The sequence below is a fragment of the Candidatus Vagococcus giribetii genome, from assembly GCF_017316185.1.
GTDB lineage: Bacteria > Bacillota > Bacilli > Lactobacillales > Vagococcaceae > Vagococcus > Vagococcus giribetii.
Genome location: NZ_JAFLVX010000014.1, coordinates 103,632 through 125,405 on the forward strand (window position 1 = coordinate 103,632; position 21,774 = coordinate 125,405).

Genomic DNA, 21,774 nt, shown 5'->3' on the forward strand with positions numbered 1-21,774 from the left:
CAAAAAAAGAGGGAAATTATGGAAATAAAAATTGAAAGAGTTGTTAAAAAGTATGGTGTAATGGAAGTATTAAATATTGATCAAATGACATTTGAAAGTGGTAAAGCTTACGGGATTATCGGTCCTAATGGCGCGGGAAAAACAACCCTATTTAAATGTATGACCAATATTATTAGTGATTATGAAGGGCAAATTACAATTGGAGATATTCCTGTAACTGAAGATAATAGTGTCTTAAGTCATGTAGGGATTGTTCTTGATGGTATTTCCGTTTATAAAGATCGTACTGGGTGGTTTAATATTGAGTATTTTTCAGGTTTACGAGGTAATTTTAATCCTGAACGAGCAGAGCAGTTGGCAAGAGAGTTAGAGATTTCTGAATACTTGCATGGAAAAGTTCAAACCTACTCATATGGAATGGTAAAAAAATTAATTTTATTGATTGCTCTTCTTCATGAGCCTAAAATTCTGATATTAGATGAGCCATTTAGAGGTTTAGATGCAGAGACTGTTACTTGGTTTAAGTTTTACTTGAAACAAATGACATCAAAAGGAATGACCTTAATTATCTCAAGTCATGTTCGCAATGATATTGAGTCACTATGTCAGGAAGTATTTGTCATCAAAAAGGGACAAATCGTGAAACATATTGATTTAGGAGCAGTAACAGATAAAATGATTCGTGATATTGAAACGACTAATCAAGAAGCCTTAATTCTTATCTTAGAAGATTTAAACTATTACTATCAACTAAGAGAAAATGGAATCATCCGTTTGAATATTAAAGATGAGCGTTGGTCTGACGTGAAAAGCAGACTAAACTCTCAAGAAATAGACATAACGGAATTAAAAAAAGTCCATATATTAGACGGCAACTTGAATTAGAGGAGGAGTATCATGAGTGGAAAATTAATTTTTAAAATGGAATTGTTTAAATACATGCGAGATAAAAAATATTTAATGACAACTGGTATCTTAGCAGTTATAAATATTTTTACCACAGTTTACTTGGTTCATTTGATTGATCAAGCAAACCAAATCTCAGAAACTGAAGGTAATTTTATAGGATTATTCATCATATTCTTTACCTTAACGATATTTGCTAACTTTGCTTTTATGTTTCTGTACCCGTTTCATCTGATGTCACTAGACTATAAAAATGATGTTATGGCAATGTTAGTTGCTTCTGGCGTTAACAGAACTAGGTTATTTTTCTCAAAAATTGGAGCAAGTCTTTTATGGAGTCTAGCAGTTACATTTGTTTTAGTCTTTATCCCTGGTTTTATCGTTTTATTAAAGATGTCTCAAACAACAGGTATGATTCAAATGATTAGCGATATTCTAAGAATCATGAATATTAATAGCGTAAGTATTTTTGGTGTTTGTTTTACTTTTCTAAATTCATACTTGAATACATTGATTTTGATTCTAGCAGCAACTATCTTGATGAGAGGGAAAAACTTAACTATTTTAGTTTATTTTGCCTTTAATATTGCCCAATCCATGATTTTAGGATTACTGGCATTTATCCCTGCTAGTTTAAATTTTAGTGACACAGGTTTATCTATCTTTAGTAATTTAGGAATGTTATTAGTTTCAGTTGGAATGGTTTTATTCTCTTTAAGAGTGATGAAAAAACAAAATTTATAAGAAAAGCTTCGTTAACTATTAAGAAAAGCAAGATAATGATGAATTATCTTGCTTTTTTTGTTGATATAGGGTAGATTATCATAGGACGCAAAAATTACACGCTTAATCGTTTGGGAATGTTCGTGTTTTGCTCCCTAAAATAATTTTTTTGATCCTAGGAGGACGTATTATGAAGATTTTTGATTATGAAGATATTCAACTAGTGCCTAATAAATGTGTGGTAGAAAGCCGTTCAGAGTGTGAAACAACTGTTAAGCTTGGCAACAGAGAGTTTAAAATGCCTGTGGTGCCTGCGAATATGCAGACAATCATTGATGAAAATATTGCAGAATTTTTAGCATCAAAAGGATATTTCTATATTATGCACCGTTTTGATGAAGATGGAAGAATTCCATTTATCAAAAACATGCATGACAAAGGTTTGTTCGCTTCTATTAGTGTTGGCGTTAAACCAAATGAATACGAATTTGTTAAAAAAATGGCAGATGAAAAGATTGTTCCTGATTATGTGACAATTGACATTGCTCACGGTCATTCAGATTCAGTTATTAATATGATTAAACATTTAAAAACATTCTTACCAGAAACTTTTGTTATTGCTGGTAACGTAGGAACACCAGAAGCAGTACGTGAGTTAGAAAACGCTGGAGCTGACGCAACAAAAGTTGGTATTGGACCAGGTAAAGTGTGTATCACGAAGTTAAAAACTGGTTTTGGAACAGGTGGTTGGCAATTATCAGCTTTAAGAAGATGTAGTAAAGCTGCACGTAAGCCGTTAATCGCTGACGGAGGTATTCGTACTCATGGTGATATCGCTAAATCAATTCGTTTTGGAGCTACTATGGTTATGATTGGTTCTTTATTTGCTGGTCACGAAGAGTCTCCAGGTGAGACAGTTGAAGAAAATGGTAAATTATACAAAGAATACTTCGGTAGTGCTTCTGAGTATCAAAAAGGTGAGCACAAAAATGTAGAAGGTAAGAAAATCATGATTGAACATCGTGGTAGCTTAGAAGATACATTAATTGAAATGCAACAAGATTTACAATCATCTATCTCATATGCAGGTGGAAAAGATTTAGAATCTATTAGAAAAGTAGACTATGTGATTGTTAAAAACTCTATTTTTAATGGAGATATTTTTTAAGTCACTATTATCTTAACAATAAGTAACTGTAGTGTAGGCACGTCTTACACTACAGTTTTTTTAACCCTAAGATGAAAAAGGATTCTATCTATCTTAAAAAGCATGAACATGATAAACTAGTGAAACTACGAGATGTTTGTTAGAAAGTTGGGGAAAAGTTGGAAGAAAAAACAAATCCTAAATGGGGATTAATAGCAGGTTTATTAGCGTATGTATTATGGGGTGTGTTGCCTTTTTACTGGAAGGCAGTAGGAGAGGTATCAGCTCTATCGATTTTATGTTACCGTGTATTATGGTCATTTGTCTTTATGCTAATTGTTTTACTAATCACGAAAAAGTTATCTCGTTTTTGGTGTGAGGTAAGAGAAATAATCAAAAATAAAAAAAGATTACTAGCAATTATTATGGCGGCTCTTTTAATTACAGCCAACTGGTTTATTTTCATTTTTTCAGTGAGTAGCGGTAAAGTCATTGATGCAAGCCTTGGGTATTATATTAATCCTTTGGTTAACGTCGTCCTAGCAACAGTTATTTTAAAAGAACGCTTAGGCCGTGGCGAGTTGATTGCTTGTTTATTAGCAACTGTAGGCGTTGTGTTACTAGCTATTCAAAGTGGTCAAATGCCATGGTCTAGTTTAGCGATGGCTGTGACGTTTAGTTTATATGGTTTAATCAAAAAAACAGCCAGCGTTAGCTCTTTAACGGGCTTAACAATAGAAACGGCTATTATGGCACCATTTGCTTTTATTTACTTAGTCTTTTACTCGTCAGAAGGTTTTATGGCTTTTGATTTTAAGATTAATTTACTCTTAATTGGAGCTGGTGTGGTTACAGCTATTCCATTGTTTTTATTTGCAGAAGCTGCTAAAAATATTTCTTATATATTAGTAGGCTTTTTACAATATATTGCACCAACACTAATGTTAGTTGCAGCTATTTGGCAATTTGGAGAAACTTTTAGCACACCTCAAATGATTGCTTTCTCATTTATTTGGCTAGGCATTCTTATTTTTACAGGAACGAGCGTCTTATCATTAAGAAAAAATAAATTAGCTTAAAACAGCAAAAAGAAAAGGATAGTGATGTAAGTAAATACTTACGTCACTGTCCTTCTTGTTTTTTAGTTTAAAACCCATTGCTCTAATGCGTATGCCACACCATGTTCATCGTTTGATTTCGTGATTTTATCGGCAATTTCTTTAACAGATGGAACTGCATTTCCCATGGCTACGCCAGTACCAGCTACTTCAATCATAGATAAGTCATTTTCATTATCTCCAATAGCCATTACTTCATCTAAGCTAATATTTAAAAAATTCGCTAATTCTGCTACAGCAATTCCTTTAGTAGCTTGTTTATTGAGAACTTCTAAATAGAAAGGCATGCTTTTAACCATCGCAAAACGCTCAGTAAATGACTCTGGAATTTCTTTAATGGCTGCATCTAATTTTTCTTGGTGATCAATCATCATTGACTTAATGATTTTGGTATCAGCAGTCATGTCAGAAACAGGACGATAAGTTAATGGCATTCCTGTTAAGAAAGACTCATGAATCGTGTATTCAGAAATATCTTTATTGGCTGTATACATGTTGTTATAGTCTTGAACGTGTAGATGAATATTTAATTTTCTAGCTAGTAACTCAATATCTAAGTAGTCATCATGACTTAAGCCATGTTCAATTAAAACTTTTTCAGTACCAGCATTTTGAATTAAAGCACCATTATAAGTAATCATAAAACCATGTTCGTTGTCTAAATTTAATTCTTTGATTAAATCCATAACACCAATAGTTGGTCTACCTGTAGCTATAACAATGTTAACTCCTTGCTCAGTACATTTTCGAATCGCTTCTTTCACTTCATTAGTGACTTTACGTTCTGAGTTCAGTAATGTTCCATCAATATCAATTGTGACAAGTTTAATACTCAAAATAGTTACACTCCTTAGTTTTCTTTGATGCCACCGTTATGAATATGACGATTAAAGGCGACAATCTGTTCTTCAAATAAAGTATATGATGAGGCTTCTTTTGTTGCAAGCATTTCTTTAGGGAAGTAGAATCGCTGATCGCCTTTTGTTTGTCCTGCTAGAGCAGCTACTAAATCACTAGCTTTTGATAATTCAACTAGTGAGCCATCAGATTCCATTAACTCGATTTGAGTTCGGTGTTTATTTTTAGTTGGTGCGTAAAAATCATATGGCAAATCATAACTTGAATTAATAGCAGTATAGTTATCTGGATCAAAGCCAACTTCTCGAATTAACTGTTGTAAAACAGGAATCTGATCCTTTGTTTTGTCGTTAAATGTAACAGATTTAAAGGGACGACGGTGTAAAAAGCGTTTAGCTAAATCGCTTAGTGTCGTATCTGAATGATCTGCCCAAGACAGAAAAGCAGTATTTAATACGCCATCATCTAGTTTCAAATAATCTGTTAATGTATAGTCATTCTTTAGAAAAGGAATGAGTAAAGGCGAGTAGTTAGTAAAGAACTCCGGATCATTTTGATAGAGAAACTTACCTCGTTTTAATAAATGGTCTAAAATAACTTCCATCCCTCTAGAAACTGGGTGAAAATAAATTTGCATATACATTTGGTAACGACTGACAATGTAATCCTCAACAGCGTGCATGCCGTTAAATTGGAAAGTAATACCGTGTTTATAAGGTCTAATAACACGTAAGATACGGGTTAAATCAAATGTGCCATACTCTGTTCCTGTGTAGTAAGCATCTCGAAGTAAGTAATCCATACGGTCCGCATCAATCTGGCTAGAGATGAGTTGAACAACTTGTTGGTTGGGATAAGTTTTACTAATAACACTGGCTACTTTTTCAGGGAAATCAGAAGAGACTTGACGCAAAATCTCATTAATTTCAGTTGTTTCTGAGGTAATGATTTCAATAGTAATGGCTTCGTGATTGGTATTGAAAATCCCCTCAAAGGTATGGGAGTATGGGCCATGTCCGACGTCATGGAGTAAGGCCGCACATAAAGCGACTAAACGTTCTTTGTCATCCCAACCTTTTTCAGGATCATCTTTAATCGAAAAATTACGTTCAAAAAAATTACAAATTCGTCGTGTGATTTCGTAAACACCTAAAGAATGGCCGAATCTTGAATGCTCAGCTGCATGAAAAGTGAACGAGCTTGTACCAAGTTGTTTAATCCGTCTCAGACGTTGGAACTCTTTTGAGTTAATCAAGTCTAAAATAAGTCGATGCTCCACATGGATGTATTGATGAATAGGATCACGGAAGACTTTCTCGATAGGAAGAGTGGTTTCGTAGTTGGTCATTAAAGCGCCTCCCAGTTAATGATTTCATTTCGTCGTTTCATTCGTTCTTCCTGATGTTTAAAGCTATTTTCAAAGTCTTCTGATGCTAAAAAGTGTTGAAATTCTTCCTGTGAAGACTGATCTAAGTTGTAGTTTGCTTCTATAGCTCCTAATAAACGTGATGTCATATCTGACACACTTAGAGATGTTTCTAGTAAATCTGATAAATTTGCCATCGAGTCTGGGTTGACAGGAGGAAACTTATCTTGACCAAATTTGTCACCTAAGCTGACTTGGTAAAAATCTCTCACTAAAGAGCCACGTTTATTTTGATCCCCATTAACACTTAAATAGATCATGATAGCAATCCCTTTTTTGATACGTCTTTGAGAGATGCCGGCGAATTTTTTGCCATTGATACTTAAATCAAACTCGCCAGGACAATAGGAATCGCTCACTTCAAAGGCATCGATTTGACAGTCGAAATCTGCTAATGCTGTTTCAATCATCTGCTTCATTAATTCATAGCCATTATCAATAGATAGGTCGGACTTAATTTCTGGTTGAGGAAGAATCATTGTAAAGTTTAAGACACCTTCATCTGCTACAACAGCAAGGCCGCCAGAGTTTCTAACAACTGGTTGATAACCATTTGTTAGAATAGAAGAAATCCCTTTATCAAGCATGGTAACTCGAGTATCTTGCATGCCTAAAATAAGTTCGTTAGTCATTGTCCAAAAATGGAAACAAGTTAGTTGCTCATTACCTGCATATTCCGCTAATAGATCTGTATAAATAAAAGGCTCTAATGCCTTTTGTGAAGGTATATTGATGTGTTCTAATAACACAGCCGATTGGTTTAATTGAGTCATGTCATCGCTCCTAAAATCATAGTATGTTTATTATACATGAGTTGATGTAAAAAAAAGAGCTAAAAGACTTTGACTTTATTTGACAAATGAATGAGAACCAAGGAAAATAGAGGAAATAGTAAGTTGAGGTGTAGAGATGGAAGAGAGAAAATCAATCCCTGTCATGATTAAATTAAAGACAGAAGTGTTTCAAGAAAATGAATTTAAAGAGTTCTTTTTGGAAGAAGAAGGCCAAATTGTTCGTATTGGCGAAGTTCTTTATATTAGATACAAGGAATTGTTAGATGGAGTCGACAATAAGGTATCTGTTACGATGAAAATTTTAGCAGATGGTAGTGTGCAGTTGATACGTGCTGGAGAGGTACGTATGAAATTGAAGTTTGATTATCAAAAGTACAATGAAACTAACTACCAAACGCCTTTTGGCAATATGATTATTCGAACCTTTACTAATAATATTCGAGTGAGTTTAAAAGACCGTCCATATTCTGGACAAGTAACCATCGATTATGATTTATATGGTGGGGAAGAAAAAATTGGTGTTTACCACTTGGAACTTAATTTTACGGCGTAGATTGGCTAAAAAGAATGAAATTAAATTGCATTGAATCAGTAGTTATTGTATTATAAAGAGTAGACTGTGAAAGGACGTGTGCCAGTTGGAATTTAAAATGTTCGAGGGTATCGATAAAAGTGAAATCTCAATGATAGAAGTGGCTCATGCTATTTTAGCTGAACGTGGCGACATCATGGATTTTTCAGACTTAGTTAATCAAATCCAAACTTATTTAGGAAAAGCGGATAGTGAAATTAGAGATGTATTACCACAATTTTATACAGATTTAAATATTGATGGTAGTTTTATTTCTTTAGGCGATAATCGTTGGGGATTACGTGCTTGGTATCCAATTGACTCTATTGATGAAGAAGTATCAGGAATCGATGAAGATGATGATGAAACAGTTCGTCGTAAAAAACGTAAGAAAGTAAATGCCTTTATCGGAATGGATGAAGACGCAATTGATTACAATGACGATGACCCAGAAGATTCAGACATCGATCACGATGAAGATGACGAAGAGCTTTATGACGAAGAAGATGATGAAGCAAAAGAAATTAAAGAATACACAACTGATTTATCTGAAATTGGAGACGTTGACGAAGAAGAAACTGACGAAGCTGAAGGTTTAACGATCGTCGATGAAGACGACTTAGACGATGACGATCTTTATGACGATGAAGAGGAAGAAGAACAAGAACAAGAATAACAAGTTAAAAGAGTTCCTTATTATAAGGAGCTCTTTTTTTAAAATGAGGAGGCAGTTATGTGATTCACCAACTAGTTAATTATATTATTTTTGCATTAAATACATTTTCAGTTATTATTTTATTATTTGGTGTTGGAAAAGCGATGATTGATTTCTTTAAAAACGAGATGAGTGGACTAGACCAAAAGGAAGTTTCAAAAAGGAATAACGCAGTAAAAATCTATTTAGGTTCATATGTCCTACTAAGTTTAGAAGTATTAATTGCCTCAGATATTATTGAAACAATCCTTAATCCATCGATTGAAGATATCTTGATTTTAGCTGGGATAGTTGTTATTAGAACAGCGATTTCGTACTTCTTAGGAAAAGAAATTGAGAGCACAGAAGTCTGAAAAAAATAGCTTAACAAATTTAAATATTTGTTAAGCTATTTTTTTATTTGAGTTAAAACACTTGTGTTTTTTTATATTAACGCTTACAATAGCAACTATACCAAATAAACAAATAGTAAAGGAGCAATACAAAGATGGTTGATTTAAAAGTAGATGAGAACTATATCTTATACATTAATGGCGAGTGGACCAATGGTAAAGGCTCAGATAGATTAGATAGTTATTCCCCAGCAACAGGACAAAAATTAGCAAGTTTTGTTGATGCAGTTTCTGAAGATGTTGATGACGCAGTTGAGGCAGCGACTAAGGCTTTAGTGGATTGGAAAAAGATGTCTATTTTAGACCGTAGTCAATTATTACTAAAAATAGCAGATGTGATTGATGCCAACATGGAGCATTTAGCTATGGTTGAATCAATGGATAATGGTAAGCCAATTCGTGAGACAACAACAATTGATGTCCCACTAAGTGCAGACCATTTTAGATATTTTGCAGGAGTTATCCGCAGTGAAGAGGGAACCGCAACAGCTTTTGATGAAAATACACTAAGTATTGTGATTCGTGAACCAATTGGGGTAGTAGGACAAATCATTCCTTGGAACTTCCCAATTTTGATGGCAGCTTGGAAAATTGCACCAGCTTTAGCTGCAGGGAATACTATTGTGATTCACCCATCATCATCAACGTCTCTAAGTTTACTTGAAATGGTAAAACTAATTGGTCCACTTTTACCAAAAGGTGTGTTGAATGTTATCACAGGTAAGGGTTCAAAATCAGGAGACTACATGTTGCATCATGAAGGATTCAATAAATTAGCCTTCACAGGTTCAACTGAGATTGGTTATAACGTAGCAAAAGCAGCCGCTGAAAGATTGATTCCTGCAACCTTAGAACTTGGTGGCAAATCAGCTAATATTTTCTTTGATGATATGCCTTTTGAAAAAGCCCTTGAAGGAGCTCAATTGGGTATTTTATTCAATCAAGGTCAAGTGTGTTGTGCCGGTTCAAGAATATTTGTTCAAGAGGGCATTTACGATAAATTTGTAAACGCTCTTAAAGAAAAATTTGAATCTGTTATTGTTGATGAACCATGGAAACCTGAAACTCAAATGGGCGCTCAAGTCAACGAAGGACAATTAATTAAGATTGAAGAAGCTATTGAAGCAGGCCGTCGTGAAGGAGCTACTATTTTAACAGGTGGAACCAGATTAACAGGCGCTTTAAGTAATGGCTGTTATATGAGACCGACATTATTGACTGATGTAACAAATGACATGGAAGTGGCACGTGAAGAAATTTTTGGGCCAGTTGCTGTTGTGATTAAATTCAAAACAATGGAAGAAGTCATTGAAATGGCCAATGATTCTGATTACGGTCTAGGTGGCGGTGTGTGGACAACCAACATTAACACAGCTCTAAAAGTAGGGCGTGGTGTTGAAACAGGACGTGTTTGGGTGAATACATACAATCAAATTCCAGCTGGAAGTCCTTTTGGCGGATACAAAAAATCTGGTATTGGAAGAGAAACACATAAAGCTATCCTAGATAGTTACTCACAATCAAAAAATATCTATATTGATACACAAGATACGCCGATTGGTCTGTACTAAATTAAATACATTGTGAAAAAGTTTGAAAGTTTCAGAAAAGTAACGATTATCGTTTAGTTTGGCTAGCAATCAAGAGGAAACTCTGTTAAAATGACTGTGTTAGCTAAGCTAAACTTAATAAAAATCTTTATCCAAAATTAGGAGGAAATTATTTATGGCATTAGTATCAGCAACAGAAATGTTAAAAAAAGCTAGAGAAGGTCAATACGCAGTTGGGGCTTTCAATACAAACAACTTAGAGTGGACAAAAGCAATCTTACAAGGTGCTCAAGAAGCAAATGCACCAGTAATGATCCAAACATCTATGGGAGCTGCTAAATACATGGGTGGCTACCAAGTTTGTTACGATATCGTAAAAGACTTAATCGATTCAATGGGAATTACAGTACCAGTAGCTTTACATTTAGATCATGGTGAATACGAAGATGCTTTAAAATGTATCGAAATTGGATACACTTCTGTTATGTTTGATGGTTCTCATTTACCATTTGACGAAAACTTAGAAAAAGCTAAAGATGTAGTTGCTAAAGCTCACGCTGCAGGCGTTTCTGTAGAATGTGAAGTTGGAAGCATTGGTGGAGAAGAAGACGGAATCATCGGTTCTGGTGAATTAGCAGATCCAGCTGAATGTAAAGCAATGTCTGATACAGGTATTGATTTCTTAGCAGCAGGTATTGGTAATATCCATGGTTCTTACCCAGAAAACTGGACTGGATTAAGCTTTGAAACATTAGAAGCTATCGCAGCAGTTACTGATGGTAAACCATTAGTATTACACGGTGGATCAGGTATTCCTTTAGACCAAGTACAAAAAGCTATTTCTTTAGGTGTTTCAAAAATCAACGTAAACACTGAATGTCAAGAAGTATTTGCAGCAGCTACACGTAAATACATCGAAGAAGGTAAAGATTTAGAAGGTAAAGGCTTTGACCCTCGTAAATTATTAGCACCAGGATTTACTGCTGTAACTGAATTAGTTAAAGAGCGTATTGAATGGTTTGGTTCTACAAACAAAGCATAATTAATTTTAAAAAGACTGACCTTGTGTCGGTCTTTTTTCCTTTTAGAGATAAAACCATCTATCGCTTTTTTTAACGCGTGGTTTATGGTAAAATGTCATTGGTTAATAAAATATTGATGAAACTTGTAGCTGCTTGTAAAAAAGCAGCTTTTTTAAAGTATAAAGTGAGGATATATAATCATAATGAAAAAATTAGTAATTAATGGCGGAAAGAAGCTAAAAGGTGAAGTTAAAATAAGTGGAGCAAAAAATAGTGCAGTTGCCTTAATTCCAGCAGCTATTTTAGCGGACTCACCAGTTATATTAGAAGGTGTTCCTGATATTAAAGATGTGCATTCATTAAAAGAAATTTTAGAGTTAATGGGTGTTAGTGTAAGTTTTGAAAACAACCGTATGAAAATAGATCCATCAAACATGAAATCAACTCCAATGCCAAGTGGTAAAATTCAAAGTTTAAGAGCTTCATATTATTTTATGGGAGCTTTATTAGCTAAGTTTAATGAAGGGGTTGTTGGTTTACCTGGTGGATGTTACTTAGGACCAAGACCGATTGATTTACATATTAAAGGCTTTGAAGCATTAGGTGCAACTGTTACAACTGAAAATGGTGCGACTTACTTGAATGCTGATGAAGGCTTAAAAGGTACTCGAATCTACATGGATATGGTATCTATTGGAGCGACTATTAACGTTATGCTAGCAGCTGTAAAAGCTGAGGGAAGAACAGTTATTGAAAATGCAGCAAGAGAACCAGAAATTATTGATGTTGCCACACTTTTAAACAACATGGGTGCTAATATCCGTGGTGCTGGTACAAATGAAATCCGAATTGACGGAGTGAAAGAATTACATGGTTGTCGTCATTCAATTATTCCTGACCGTATTGAAGCAGGTACTTATTTAGCAATGGCAGCAGCTTACGGTGAAGGTGTAACAGTTAAAAACGTGATTCATGAACATTTAGAGAGTTTTATCGCTAAATTAACAGAGATGGGTGTTAACTTAACAATTGAAGAAGATTCAATTACGGTTCATCCAACACCGAAGTTAAAACCTGTTAATGTGACAACAGTTCCTTACCCAGGTTTTGCCACAGATTTACAACAACCAATCACACCATTACTCCTATTAACAAACGGTACAAGTATTGTAATGGATACGATCTATGAAGCGCGTGTTAATCATATTCCAGAATTAGTGAGAATGGGCGCAAATGCAAGTATTGAAGGTAACATGATTGTTATTAATGGTAACCCTGATTTACAACTTGAAGGTGCTGAAGTTATGGCTAGTGATTTGCGTGCTGGTGCTTGTTTAGTCATCGCTGGTGTTATGGCAAATGGAACAACTAAAATTTCAAACGTAGGTAATATTTTACGTGGATATGATAGCATTATTGAAAAATTAACAGGTTTAGGTGCAGATATCCGCATGGAAGAAACGGAGTAAGCAATATGGCTGACTATTTAACGATGGGTGAGTTGGAAAACAAGACTCTAAAAGACATTTATGCTTATGCAAAAGAGTTTAAAATTCCTTATTATAGTCAAATGAATAAAAAGGAATTGTCTCTTGCGGTTATTAGAGCCCAAGCAGAAAAACAAGGCTTCTTCATGATGGAAGGAGTTCTTGATATTGTCTCTCAAGATGGCTATGGATTCTTGCGACCAATTAACTACACATCTAGTAAAGAGGATATTTATATTTCAACTTCTCAAATTCGTCGTTTTGGCTTAAGAAACGGTGATAAAGTAGCTGGTAAAGCACGTCCTCCTAAAGAGAGTGAACGTTATTATGGCTTAATGCATGTTGAAACAGTTAATGGGAAAAACCCTGAGGAAGCGAAAGAGCGTCCTCATTTTCCAGCATTAACAGCACTTTATCCAGATAAGCAAATCAAACTAGAAACGCATAAAAGTCGTTTAGCGACACGAATGATTGATATTTTTGCCCCTGTAGGCTTTGGTCAACGTGGTTTAATTGTTGCTCCACCAAAAGCAGGTAAAACAAGTGTCATTAAAGAAATCGCTAATGGTATTAGTAAAAACTATCCTGAAGTGGAGTTAATCGTTTTACTAATTGATGAACGACCAGAAGAAGTGACGGATATTGAGAGAAGTGTTAAAGGAGAAGTGGTTTCTTCGACATTCGATCAACAACCAGAAAATCATACACGTGTAGTTGAACTAGTGTTAGACCGAGCTCTTCGCTTAGTAGAGGACAAACGTGATGTTGTCATTTTAATGGATAGTATTACTAAATTGGCAAGAGCTTATAACTTAGTCGTGCCACCAAGTGGTCGAACACTTAGTGGTGGGGTGGATCCAGCTTCATTCTATAAACCAAAACGTTTCTTTGGTTCGGCAAGAAACATTGAAGAAGGTGGAAGTTTAACGATTCTTGCTACTGCTTTAGTTGATACAGGTAGTCGTATGGATGACGTTATTTATGAAGAATTCAAAGGAACAGGTAATATGGAACTCCATTTATCTCGTGAATTATCTGAAAGACGTGTGTTTCCAGCGATTAATATCAAACGTTCAGGAACAAGAAAAGAAGAGTTGCTCATTTCTCCAGAAAAACTGGAAGAAGTTTGGAAATTGCGTCGCAATATGAAAGGTGACTCAATTGATTACACGAATCAGTTTTTAAATGTCTTGAAAAAAACCGATAATAATGAGGCTTTTTATCAAACGTTTAAAGACGTTTCTTTTAAAAAAAAGTAATTGCTAATTTGAATTAGCCATGTTAGAATAGTAGCGTTGTATAATAACTCTGTTTCAGCAAATGAAGCAGGGCAAAGGAGAGAAATAATTATGAAACAAGGAATTCATCCAGAATACCATCCAGTAATTTTCATGGACACTCAAACAGGGTTCAAATTCTTATCTGGATCAACAAAACACTCAGAAGAAACTATCGAATGGGAAGATGGTAACACTTACCCAGTAATCCGTGTGGAAATCACATCTGATTCACATCCATTCTATACAGGACGTCAAAAATTCACTCAAGCAGACGGACGTGTGGATCGTTTCAACAAAAAATACGGTCTCAAAGACGAAAACGCTGCAGAGTAATCTTAAGCGTAAAGAACATTGTTATAACAATGTTTCAAGAGGTTATCCATTCGTGGATAATCTCTTTTTTTGTTGGTGGGAATGTTGTTTCAATTAGTAACTCAAAAACCCAATCAGTTAATTTTGGTATCACTTTAAAGAAAAAATAAATTTACCCTAAAAAGGGGTATGTTATAATGTTTTTATTAAGGAGAGATGACATGCGCACATTACAGAAACTAATCATAAATGAGTTACAGGTGACACCTTCTATCGAGGCAGCTATTGAAGTGAGAGATAGAATAGATTTTATGAAACAATATTTAAGAAAACACCCCTTCATCAAATCCCTAGTTCTAGGTATTAGTGGAGGACAAGATTCAACCTTAGCAGGGAAATTGGCTCAGCTAGCTATTTCTGAGATGAGAGAAGAAACACAAGATAATAGTTATCAATTTGTTGCCATTCGTTTACCTTACGGACAGCAAAATGATGAGGAAGATGCTAAAAAAGCATTAGCATTTATTCAGGCGGATCAAGAGTATATCGTTAATATCAAACCGGCTGTTGATGCTCTAGTGGCTGAATTAAAAGAGATGAGCGATTTGAGTGTTAGTGATTTTAATAAAGGTAACATCAAAGCTCGTCAACGTATGATTGTGCAATATGCTATTGCTGGAGAATATAACGGTGCGGTCTTAGGAACAGATCATGCAGCAGAAGCGGTCACAGGTTTTTACACTAAATTTGGTGATGGTGCAGCCGATTTGTTACCTTTATCTGGTTTAAATAAAAGACAAGGTCGCCAGTTATTACGCTTTTTAGAAGCAGATGACAGTTTGTATTTAAAAGTTCCTACAGCAGATTTAGAAGAAAATAAACCAATGGTAGCTGATGAAGATGCTTTAGGTGTTAGCTATGATGAGATTGATGATTACCTAGAAGGAAAAGAGGTCTCTGATCAAGCAGCAACGACAATTGAAGGTTGGTTTACTAAAACAACACATAAGCGTCATTTACCAATTACACCAAAAGATACTTTTTGGAAGTAAAAGAGAGGTGAGGAATGAAGTTTATAAAAAAAATTAAATCATCTCATTCACTATGGATTGGACTGGTTGCTAGTTTTATCCTAGTCTTTTTAAGTAATTATTATTTGCAATTATCAGAAAATAGTTGGTCGCTTGAGTTAGCTACTAAGTTTGCCTTTTCATGGCATACTGAAAAATTTCTACTAGGTTGTTTTGTATTATTAGTATTAGATTTATTTATTGTCTCAGTAGCAGGGTCTTTCTTTGTGGGAAATCTCTTTTATGTTGTGGGTATTATTTTATTAGGGATTGCTAATAGCTTAAAACTTTCATATCGTATGGAGCCAATTTATCCAGAAGATTTAAAAATGATTGTTGAATGGGGCATGTTGCGAGATATATTAGGTTGGGTATTATTTTTACTGTTTATATGTGTCGTATTTGCCCTTATAGGAACACTTATTTATTCGTTTTACCATTCCTTAAAATTATCACCACGCCTTCAAAGAATTCGAATTGTGACTCTAGTGGTTACTTTATTTTTAATGGTTTATATTAGTCATTTTAATGATCCGAATAATTTGTTAAGAAAAGCCTACAACCGCACAGCAAAGTGGATTCCTTATAGCCAAAAAATGAATTATTACAACACAGGATTTGTTGGAGGTTTTCTTTTTAACCTTCAAGTCGAAGGGATGGAAAAACCAGAAGGCTATTCAAAAGAAGCCATCCAATCAATAATGACAAAGTATGATGCTAAGGCTGATAAAGTTAATAAAGAAAAGAAAACTGGAGAACAACCAAATGTGGTTTATATTATGTCTGAAAGTTTTTCTGATCCTTTGAAGCTAAAAGGAATTAATATGACTCCAGACCCTTTAAAAGACTACCGAGAAGTAGCTAGTGAGGGGATTTATCAAGGTCAAATGCTCTCTCAGAATTACGGTGGGGGAACAGCTAATATTGAGTTTGAAGCACTAACGGGTTTTTCAATGGGCTTATTAAATCCGCAAATGACAACACCTTATACGATGATGTTGCCAAAAGAAAAAGAGTTTCCTTCTATTGTATCTACTTTGAAACAGCAAAACTATGAAGCAACTGCTATTCATCCTTATAACACATCTATGTACAAGAGAAAAGACGTGTATCAAACATTTGGATTTGATGGTTTTATTGATGAAAAAACGATGACTTATCAAGACAAGTTATCGACTGCTGGTTATATTTCAGATGAGTCAGCGTTTAAAGAAGTGCTATCCTTGTTAAAAGAGGATAAGAATCCCCAATTTGTTCATCTTGTTACCATGCAAACCCACATGCCTTATACCAATAAATATGAGCATTCAGATTATCAAATGAGTGGTGAAACTAAAGGCAAAGGTATCGAAAATTACGCTCAAGATATTGCTTATACTTCTGAAGCGTTAGAAGCATTCATCAAAGAAACGAAACAATTAGATCGTCCAACAGTAGTTGTTTTTTGGGGAGATCATTTACCTGGTATTTATCCAGATGATGTATTGGCTGATAATGAAGAAGTCACGGCTCATTTAACAGAGTATTTTGTTTATGACAGTCGAGATAATTCGCCAACAAAAGAAACAGTCATTAGTCCTTTTTATTTTCCAAGTCTAGTAGGTCAATCAGAAGGGATTAAGACAACAGGCTTTTTAGAATTACTTCAAGAAGTTCATGCCTTTTTACCAGCTTTTGAAAAAGACCAGTATTTCTATGATAACTCTTGGCAAAAAGAAGCTTCTCTTTCTAAAGAAGAGGAAGCCATTTTTCGTGAGTATGAGTTGATTCAGTATGATATGGTATCGGGTGAGAAATACAGCAAAGCCTTTTTCTAGATAGAATTAAGAAAAGTAATGCTTCTTATTTTGGAAGCATTACTTTTTTTGTAAACCTTGATATAATAGGCTTGCAACTAAAAAGTTCGTTACTTTTTTGATACCAGTTGGTAGGATTTAGGTATAAAAGGAGTGAGTTATTATGATTATTTCAAGTAACATTAAAAAGTATCGAGAAGAAAAAAATTACACACAAGAAGAGTTAGCAGCTCATATGAATATTTCAAGACAGTCTATTTCCAAGTGGGAAAGAGGAGATAGTCTTCCAAGTATTGATAATTTAATTAGTCTAAGTGATTTACTTGATTTATCTTTAGATGAATTGATTTTAAATAAAGGAGAATTACTACTGCCAATTCATTACGGAAAATTTAAGTCACGTATTACCTTTGTATTATGGATGAGCTTTCCTTTACTATTATTTATTTGTGGGTTATTTTCTTTGAACTATCCAGGCTATAGTGTCACATTAATGCTATTTAGTTTTTGGATAGCAGGCATGATTCAAGAAGTTGGTTACGTTGATTTGAGACGTATGTACAACTATTTTACTGTAACGAAAGTAGGTATCGAGTCTTTTCAGCCTAAATCCTATCGCCCTAAGTTAATCAGAGAAATCCAAGCTCTATTTGGTAAAAGAGAGACACAAATGACTACCTATCAAGAAATTGCTAAGATGGAAATTTATTTTAACAATCAAGGATTTCAAGGACATAATACTACTGTTGCTTATCGTCCAAGACAGTTTTTCTATAATCGAGAATGGTTTGAGTTAGTTCTTCACTTGAAAAATGGAGAACTTATTAGACTTAATCTAGACCGAGCTTATTCTCCAGATTCAGATGAAAGACGTTACTTTTGTGCGATGTTTGATTTCTTTCAATCAAGAGGAATTCAAATTGTTGATGAGTACCACATTTTAAATAGTATTCAAAATGAATACAGTTTAATTGAAGAGGCTTATAAGTTGAAGAATACGGAAAACAAATAAACAATAGAGTAAAAAGAAAGCTTTATCTTTTTCTTAAAACAAGTTAAACTAGGTGAGAGAGTATTTTAAGAAAGAGGGATTATATTGAAAAAACCAAATTTAGGATTCTATATTCAAAAAATAAATGATGTGGTAACGGCTTCTGAAACAGTAGGAGAAGAAATGAACCCATCATATGAAACAGTTAGAACAGCGATTGACACGGATAAAGTATCAGAATTATCTACTGAAGAATTAACTAAAACAAAGGACTTGTTCTTAAGTGGAACAGATAAGTACCGAGAATTATTGGCACAAATTAATGGGTTAAAAGCTCCAGCAAAAGTAATGGGAATTCACAAAAAGTTAGAGAAAGCATTCACTGAATATGTTGAAGGATGCCAAGAAATGGTTGATTCAATTGATGCTGATAATAAGACAGTGAATGTTGAGATGTTTAACGCATCAGAATCAAAACAAGATGAAGCAACAGATACGATTTCATTTTGTATTCAACGTGTAACACAATTAGTTTTAGGCAAATAATACGAATAAATGGGGTTGATTCATTAGTGAGTCAGTCCCACTTTTTGTATTTATCAGTCTTAAGTATGTGTTATCTTGATAAAAAAAATGGTAGGATAAAATTATGTTAGGAAAGTGTGAAAAATAATGACAGTTAGAATCGCAAAGCAAGAAGACTTTAACGTGTTAGATGAGGCACTAAAAGAAACAGCTAAACGCTTAAAGCGTAAGGGTTCCACTCAGTGGGCTCATATATTAACAAATGAAGAAGCAAGTACTTTAAAGATGAGGCTTTCAAAAGGTGAGGTATTAATCATCGAAGAAGGCCCTTACATGGTTGGCATGTGTTATTTGTACGAAGAGCCAAATGAATGGGATTATTCATTATGGCAAAAAGAAACAGAATCAGGTAATTATTATTTACATAAAGTCGTTGTTAGAGATTTGTTTGTTGGTAAACAATATGGTCAAAAGATATTAAAAGAAGTTATTAATTGGGTCAAAAGTCATCAAGGTCAACGTATTTTACTAGACTGCAAGGCAGATGTGGCTTATCTTAATGAGTTCTATCAAAAATCAGGATTTAAATTTGTATCTTCACGTTATAAGGGAGAATTTGAAGAGTTATTTGCAGATTTTAATCTATATGAATATCTTATCCATCAATAACAAATGATTGGGGTATAAGTATGGAATTCAAAAGTAAATATCCAGGATTAACACAACTAGAAGCTGAAGATCGAAAAGCTAGAGGCGAAGCTAATTTTTCTGCCCCTACAACGACAAGAAGCTTTAAGCAAATTTTTGCTGAAAATAGTTTAACCCTCTTTAACTTTATCAATTTAATTATTGCTGGGTTTATTATTTATACCGGTAGTTATAAAAATTTATTGTTTCTCGGTGTAATCGTGACCAATACGTTTATCGGTATTTACCAAGAAATAAAAGCAAAGAGGAATATTGATGCCTTGAGCTTGTTAAATCAAGCAAAAGTAACGGTTATTAGGGATTATGAAAAACAAGAAATACCTCAAGATGAAGTGGTTAAAGATGACTTGATATTATTAAGAAGAGGTCAACAAATCATCGTTGATGGCATCATGATTGAAACAGAAGGCTTAGAGTGTGATGAATCTCAACTAACTGGTGAGTCTGATCCAGTAGATAAATACAAAGGATCAGAGGTTTTTTCAGGAAGCTTCGTTGTAAGTGGAAATGGTATGATGCAAGCAACAAAAGTTGGAGCAGATAGCTATAGTTATAAAATGACACTTGAAGCCAAAGAAACACAAGGTATTTATAGTGAACTTGTGATGATGATGAAAAAAATGATTCGAATCTTAACCTTCGTCATTATTCCTGTTGGGGCCATGTTAATGGTGACCAGTATGGCAAGTGGTATCCATTTAGATAAAGCTATTTTAAGTAGTACAGGTGCCATGATTGGGATGATTCCTGAAGGCTTAGTGTTAATTACCAGTGTCGCCTTAGCTGTGGGTGTGATTAAACTTAGTCAAAAAAATGTTTTAGTTCAGACCATGGGTTCTATTGAAACCTTGGCTAGAGTGGACGTTTTATGTTTGGATAAAACAGGGACGTTGACTAGTGGTAAATTAAAAGTAGTTGAAGCGGAAAGTTTAGGTGCTGATGCTTTAGGAGATGAAGAATTTGAAATGCTTGTGGCTTCTGTAGTTCATGGACTAGATGAGGATAACGCAACAGGACAAGCTTTAATGGACCGTTTTAGTCAAAAAAAACCAGAATTAAGTGTTGTTTCAAAACTAGTACCTTTCTCATCAGCTAGAAAATGGAGTGCCACGTCTTTTGAAGGTGTCGGTAGCTTTTACATGGGAGCACCAGAGTATTTATTTGATACCTTTGAACCACAGCAAATTGAAAAAATGAACGAAGCTATGACTCACGGTTTAAGAATTATTGCAGTAGCTAAATCAGAACAAGATATTGAAAACAATGAACTGCCAGAAAACTTAGAATTATTAGGTTTCATTTATTTAGAAGATGAAATTCGTCCAGAAGCGCCTCAAACACTAGCTTATTTTAAGCAAGAAGATGTAGATATTTGTATTATTTCTGGAGACCATCCAGAAACAGTCTCACAAATTGCTAAAAGAGCTGGTGTTGCCACGTCAGATAAAAAAATTGATATGAGTCAAGTGAAAGATGAAGATATCCCTCGACTAGTAGATGAATACCGTGTGTTTGGCAGGGTGTCTCCAGAGCAGAAGAAAATGCTTGTGACAGCTTTACAGGAAAAAGATCATGTCGTTGGTATGACAGGAGACGGAGTTAATGATATTTTAGCTCTTAAAAAAGCGGATTGTAGTATTGTTATGTCAAACGGAAGTGATGCAGCTAAAGGTGTTGCAGACTTTGTGTTACTAGATTCTAACTTTGATTCCTTAGTAGGAGTTGTGTTAGAAGGTAGGAAAGTAATCAATAATATTCAACGAGTGGCTTCTCTTTACTTAACGAAAACAGTCTTTTCATTAGTGTTAGCTGCTGTGTATATTTTTATTGCATCAACCTATCCTTTCCAACCGATTCAGCTAAGTCCAATTAGCTCACTCACTGTTGGTATCCCTTCATTTTTCTTAGCCCTAAGACCTAATACGGCACCGATAAAAGGGAAGTTCTTGAAAAATGTTTTTGAGCCAGCTCTTGCTAGTGGCTTTAGTGTGGTTCTCTTTACCTTGAGTATTGAAGTAATTGGTAACTTGCTTAATTGGAGTTATGATGAAAAATCTACTGTTACGGTTTGGTTAACAGGTTTGATTTGTTTTGTAGCGCTACATTTTATTGCTAGACCTCTTACTTGGAAAATTTATGGTTTACTAGGTGCTCTGTTTGGCATTTTCTTAGCCATCTTTATCTTCTTTACGAACATATTTTCATTAGTCAATATTTTTGATATTAAGCTAATGCTAGTATATGTTCCGATGATGGTATTAGCTCCATTTGTCTTCCATAAACTAAAACAATTTTTCCACTTTTTACTTAATTTAGAGTTCAAGAAAAAGAAAAAATAAAAAGAGAAAGATCGTGATGATCTTTCTCTCAGACTGTAGACAAA

General features: G+C 34.5%; 21 protein-coding genes. 18 read left to right on the forward strand and 3 right to left on the reverse strand.

Annotated elements, in window-relative coordinates:
• The first annotated feature begins 18 nt into the window (after window positions 1-18).
• From DOK76_RS04805 to rarD, 4 genes are all read left to right on the forward strand, one after another.
• Window positions 19-885 carry an ATP-binding cassette domain-containing protein gene (locus tag DOK76_RS04805; RefSeq protein ID WP_206965355.1) on the forward strand — a complete coding sequence of 289 codons (867 nt, stop codon included), beginning with the start codon at window positions 19-21 and terminating at the stop codon, window positions 883-885.
• Window positions 886-897: 12 nt separating this feature from the next.
• On the forward strand, window positions 898-1,650 hold the full coding sequence (locus tag DOK76_RS04810; RefSeq protein WP_206965356.1) for a hypothetical protein: 753 nt from the start codon (window positions 898-900) through the stop codon (window positions 1,648-1,650).
• A 169-nt stretch (window positions 1,651-1,819) separates the two neighbouring features.
• Window positions 1,820-2,797 carry a GMP reductase gene (gene guaC / locus DOK76_RS04815; protein WP_206965357.1) on the forward strand — a complete coding sequence of 326 codons (978 nt, stop codon included), beginning with the start codon at window positions 1,820-1,822 and terminating at the stop codon, window positions 2,795-2,797.
• A gap of 158 nt (window positions 2,798-2,955) precedes the next feature.
• Entirely contained in the window at window positions 2,956-3,855 is a 900-nt protein-coding gene (rarD, locus tag DOK76_RS04820) for an EamA family transporter RarD (protein ID WP_206965358.1), read from the forward strand.
• A 62-nt stretch (window positions 3,856-3,917) separates the two neighbouring features.
• On the opposite strand, the gene yidA is transcribed toward rarD, so the two are convergent.
• Genes yidA through DOK76_RS04835 form a run of 3 tightly spaced genes read right to left on the reverse strand, consistent with a single transcriptional unit; the run spans window position 3,918 to window position 6,951 of the window.
• The gene (gene yidA, locus DOK76_RS04825; protein WP_206965360.1) at window positions 3,918-4,730 is read right to left on the reverse strand and encodes a sugar-phosphatase; all 813 of its coding nucleotides are present in this window, start codon (window positions 4,728-4,730) and stop codon (window positions 3,918-3,920) included.
• A gap of 14 nt (window positions 4,731-4,744) precedes the next feature.
• Window positions 4,745-6,100 carry an HD domain-containing protein gene (locus DOK76_RS04830; RefSeq protein ID WP_206965362.1) on the reverse strand — a complete coding sequence of 452 codons (1,356 nt, stop codon included), beginning with the start codon at window positions 6,098-6,100 and terminating at the stop codon, window positions 4,745-4,747.
• Complete coding sequence (locus DOK76_RS04835; protein WP_206965364.1) at window positions 6,100-6,951, reverse strand: lipoate--protein ligase family protein; 852 nt, start codon at window positions 6,949-6,951, stop codon at window positions 6,100-6,102. Before DOK76_RS04835 ends, DOK76_RS04830 begins: the two co-directional genes overlap by 1 nt.
• Window positions 6,952-7,087: 136 nt before the next feature.
• Here DOK76_RS04835 and DOK76_RS04840 point away from each other — a divergent pair, with 136 nt between their 5' ends.
• The 14 genes from DOK76_RS04840 (at window position 7,088) to DOK76_RS04905 (ending at window position 21,730) form a co-directional block, all read left to right on the forward strand.
• Window positions 7,088-7,525 carry a YwiB family protein gene (locus tag DOK76_RS04840; RefSeq protein ID WP_206965366.1) on the forward strand — a complete coding sequence of 146 codons (438 nt, stop codon included), beginning with the start codon at window positions 7,088-7,090 and terminating at the stop codon, window positions 7,523-7,525.
• Between the two features lie 85 nt (window positions 7,526-7,610).
• A complete protein-coding gene (gene rpoE / locus DOK76_RS04845; protein WP_206965368.1) occupies window positions 7,611-8,219 on the forward strand; it encodes a DNA-directed RNA polymerase subunit delta in 609 nt (202 codons plus the stop codon).
• 59 nt (window positions 8,220-8,278) lie between these two features.
• The gene (locus tag DOK76_RS04850) at window positions 8,279-8,611 is read left to right on the forward strand and encodes a DUF1622 domain-containing protein (RefSeq protein WP_370590092.1); all 333 of its coding nucleotides are present in this window, start codon (window positions 8,279-8,281) and stop codon (window positions 8,609-8,611) included.
• A gap of 134 nt (window positions 8,612-8,745) precedes the next feature.
• Entirely contained in the window at window positions 8,746-10,221 is a 1,476-nt protein-coding gene (locus DOK76_RS04855; protein ID WP_206965370.1) for an aldehyde dehydrogenase family protein, read from the forward strand.
• Between the two features lie 154 nt (window positions 10,222-10,375).
• A complete protein-coding gene (locus DOK76_RS04860; RefSeq protein WP_206965372.1) occupies window positions 10,376-11,242 on the forward strand; it encodes a class II fructose-bisphosphate aldolase in 867 nt (288 codons plus the stop codon).
• 183 nt (window positions 11,243-11,425) lie between these two features.
• Window positions 11,426-12,691, forward strand: a complete 1,266-nt coding sequence (murA, locus tag DOK76_RS04865) for a UDP-N-acetylglucosamine 1-carboxyvinyltransferase (RefSeq protein ID WP_206965374.1) — start codon at window positions 11,426-11,428, stop codon at window positions 12,689-12,691.
• A 5-nt stretch (window positions 12,692-12,696) separates the two neighbouring features.
• Entirely contained in the window at window positions 12,697-13,968 is a 1,272-nt protein-coding gene (rho, locus tag DOK76_RS04870; protein WP_206965375.1) for a transcription termination factor Rho, read from the forward strand.
• Window positions 13,969-14,058: 90 nt separating this feature from the next.
• On the forward strand, window positions 14,059-14,322 hold the full coding sequence (locus tag DOK76_RS04875) for a type B 50S ribosomal protein L31 (RefSeq protein ID WP_206965376.1): 264 nt from the start codon (window positions 14,059-14,061) through the stop codon (window positions 14,320-14,322).
• A gap of 200 nt (window positions 14,323-14,522) precedes the next feature.
• Entirely contained in the window at window positions 14,523-15,353 is an 831-nt protein-coding gene (nadE, locus tag DOK76_RS04880) for an NAD(+) synthase (protein WP_206965377.1), read from the forward strand.
• Between the two features lie 14 nt (window positions 15,354-15,367).
• Window positions 15,368-17,188 carry an LTA synthase family protein gene (locus DOK76_RS04885; protein ID WP_206965378.1) on the forward strand — a complete coding sequence of 607 codons (1,821 nt, stop codon included), beginning with the start codon at window positions 15,368-15,370 and terminating at the stop codon, window positions 17,186-17,188.
• A 142-nt stretch (window positions 17,189-17,330) separates the two neighbouring features.
• Window positions 17,331-18,179, forward strand: a complete 849-nt coding sequence (locus DOK76_RS04890) for a helix-turn-helix domain-containing protein (RefSeq protein ID WP_206965379.1) — start codon at window positions 17,331-17,333, stop codon at window positions 18,177-18,179.
• A gap of 84 nt (window positions 18,180-18,263) precedes the next feature.
• Window positions 18,264-18,704, forward strand: a complete 441-nt coding sequence (locus DOK76_RS04895; protein WP_206965380.1) for a hypothetical protein — start codon at window positions 18,264-18,266, stop codon at window positions 18,702-18,704.
• A 126-nt stretch (window positions 18,705-18,830) separates the two neighbouring features.
• Window positions 18,831-19,352 carry a GNAT family N-acetyltransferase gene (locus tag DOK76_RS04900; RefSeq protein ID WP_206965381.1) on the forward strand — a complete coding sequence of 174 codons (522 nt, stop codon included), beginning with the start codon at window positions 18,831-18,833 and terminating at the stop codon, window positions 19,350-19,352.
• Between the two features lie 20 nt (window positions 19,353-19,372).
• On the forward strand, window positions 19,373-21,730 hold the full coding sequence (locus tag DOK76_RS04905) for an HAD-IC family P-type ATPase (protein ID WP_206965382.1): 2,358 nt from the start codon (window positions 19,373-19,375) through the stop codon (window positions 21,728-21,730).
• Window positions 21,731-21,774 lie beyond the last annotated feature (44 nt).

What these genes read in the sequence shown, in the direction of transcription:
- DOK76_RS04900 (WP_206965381.1), top strand. Translation starts at nt 18,831, where the DNA reads ATGACAGTTAGAATCGCAAAGCAAGAAGACTTTAACGTGTTAGATGAG.
- DOK76_RS04860 (WP_206965372.1), top strand. Translation starts at nt 10,376, where the DNA reads ATGGCATTAGTATCAGCAACAGAAATGTTAAAAAAAGCTAGAGAAGGT.
- DOK76_RS04905 (WP_206965382.1), top strand. Translation starts at nt 19,373, where the DNA reads ATGGAATTCAAAAGTAAATATCCAGGATTAACACAACTAGAAGCTGAA.
- rho (WP_206965375.1), top strand. Translation starts at nt 12,697, where the DNA reads ATGGCTGACTATTTAACGATGGGTGAGTTGGAAAACAAGACTCTAAAA.
- DOK76_RS04810 (WP_206965356.1), top strand. Translation starts at nt 898, where the DNA reads ATGAGTGGAAAATTAATTTTTAAAATGGAATTGTTTAAATACATGCGA.
- DOK76_RS04805 (WP_206965355.1), top strand. Translation starts at nt 19, where the DNA reads ATGGAAATAAAAATTGAAAGAGTTGTTAAAAAGTATGGTGTAATGGAA.
- DOK76_RS04890 (WP_206965379.1), top strand. Translation starts at nt 17,331, where the DNA reads ATGATTATTTCAAGTAACATTAAAAAGTATCGAGAAGAAAAAAATTAC.
- DOK76_RS04840 (WP_206965366.1), top strand. Translation starts at nt 7,088, where the DNA reads ATGGAAGAGAGAAAATCAATCCCTGTCATGATTAAATTAAAGACAGAA.
- guaC (WP_206965357.1), top strand. Translation starts at nt 1,820, where the DNA reads ATGAAGATTTTTGATTATGAAGATATTCAACTAGTGCCTAATAAATGT.
- DOK76_RS04830 (WP_206965362.1), bottom strand. Translation starts at nt 6,100, where the DNA reads ATGACCAACTACGAAACCACTCTTCCTATCGAGAAAGTCTTCCGTGAT.
- DOK76_RS04855 (WP_206965370.1), top strand. Translation starts at nt 8,746, where the DNA reads ATGGTTGATTTAAAAGTAGATGAGAACTATATCTTATACATTAATGGC.
- murA (WP_206965374.1), top strand. Translation starts at nt 11,426, where the DNA reads ATGAAAAAATTAGTAATTAATGGCGGAAAGAAGCTAAAAGGTGAAGTT.
- DOK76_RS04835 (WP_206965364.1), bottom strand. Translation starts at nt 6,951, where the DNA reads ATGACTCAATTAAACCAATCGGCTGTGTTATTAGAACACATCAATATA.
- DOK76_RS04875 (WP_206965376.1), top strand. Translation starts at nt 14,059, where the DNA reads ATGAAACAAGGAATTCATCCAGAATACCATCCAGTAATTTTCATGGAC.
- nadE (WP_206965377.1), top strand. Translation starts at nt 14,523, where the DNA reads ATGCGCACATTACAGAAACTAATCATAAATGAGTTACAGGTGACACCT.
- DOK76_RS04885 (WP_206965378.1), top strand. Translation starts at nt 15,368, where the DNA reads ATGAAGTTTATAAAAAAAATTAAATCATCTCATTCACTATGGATTGGA.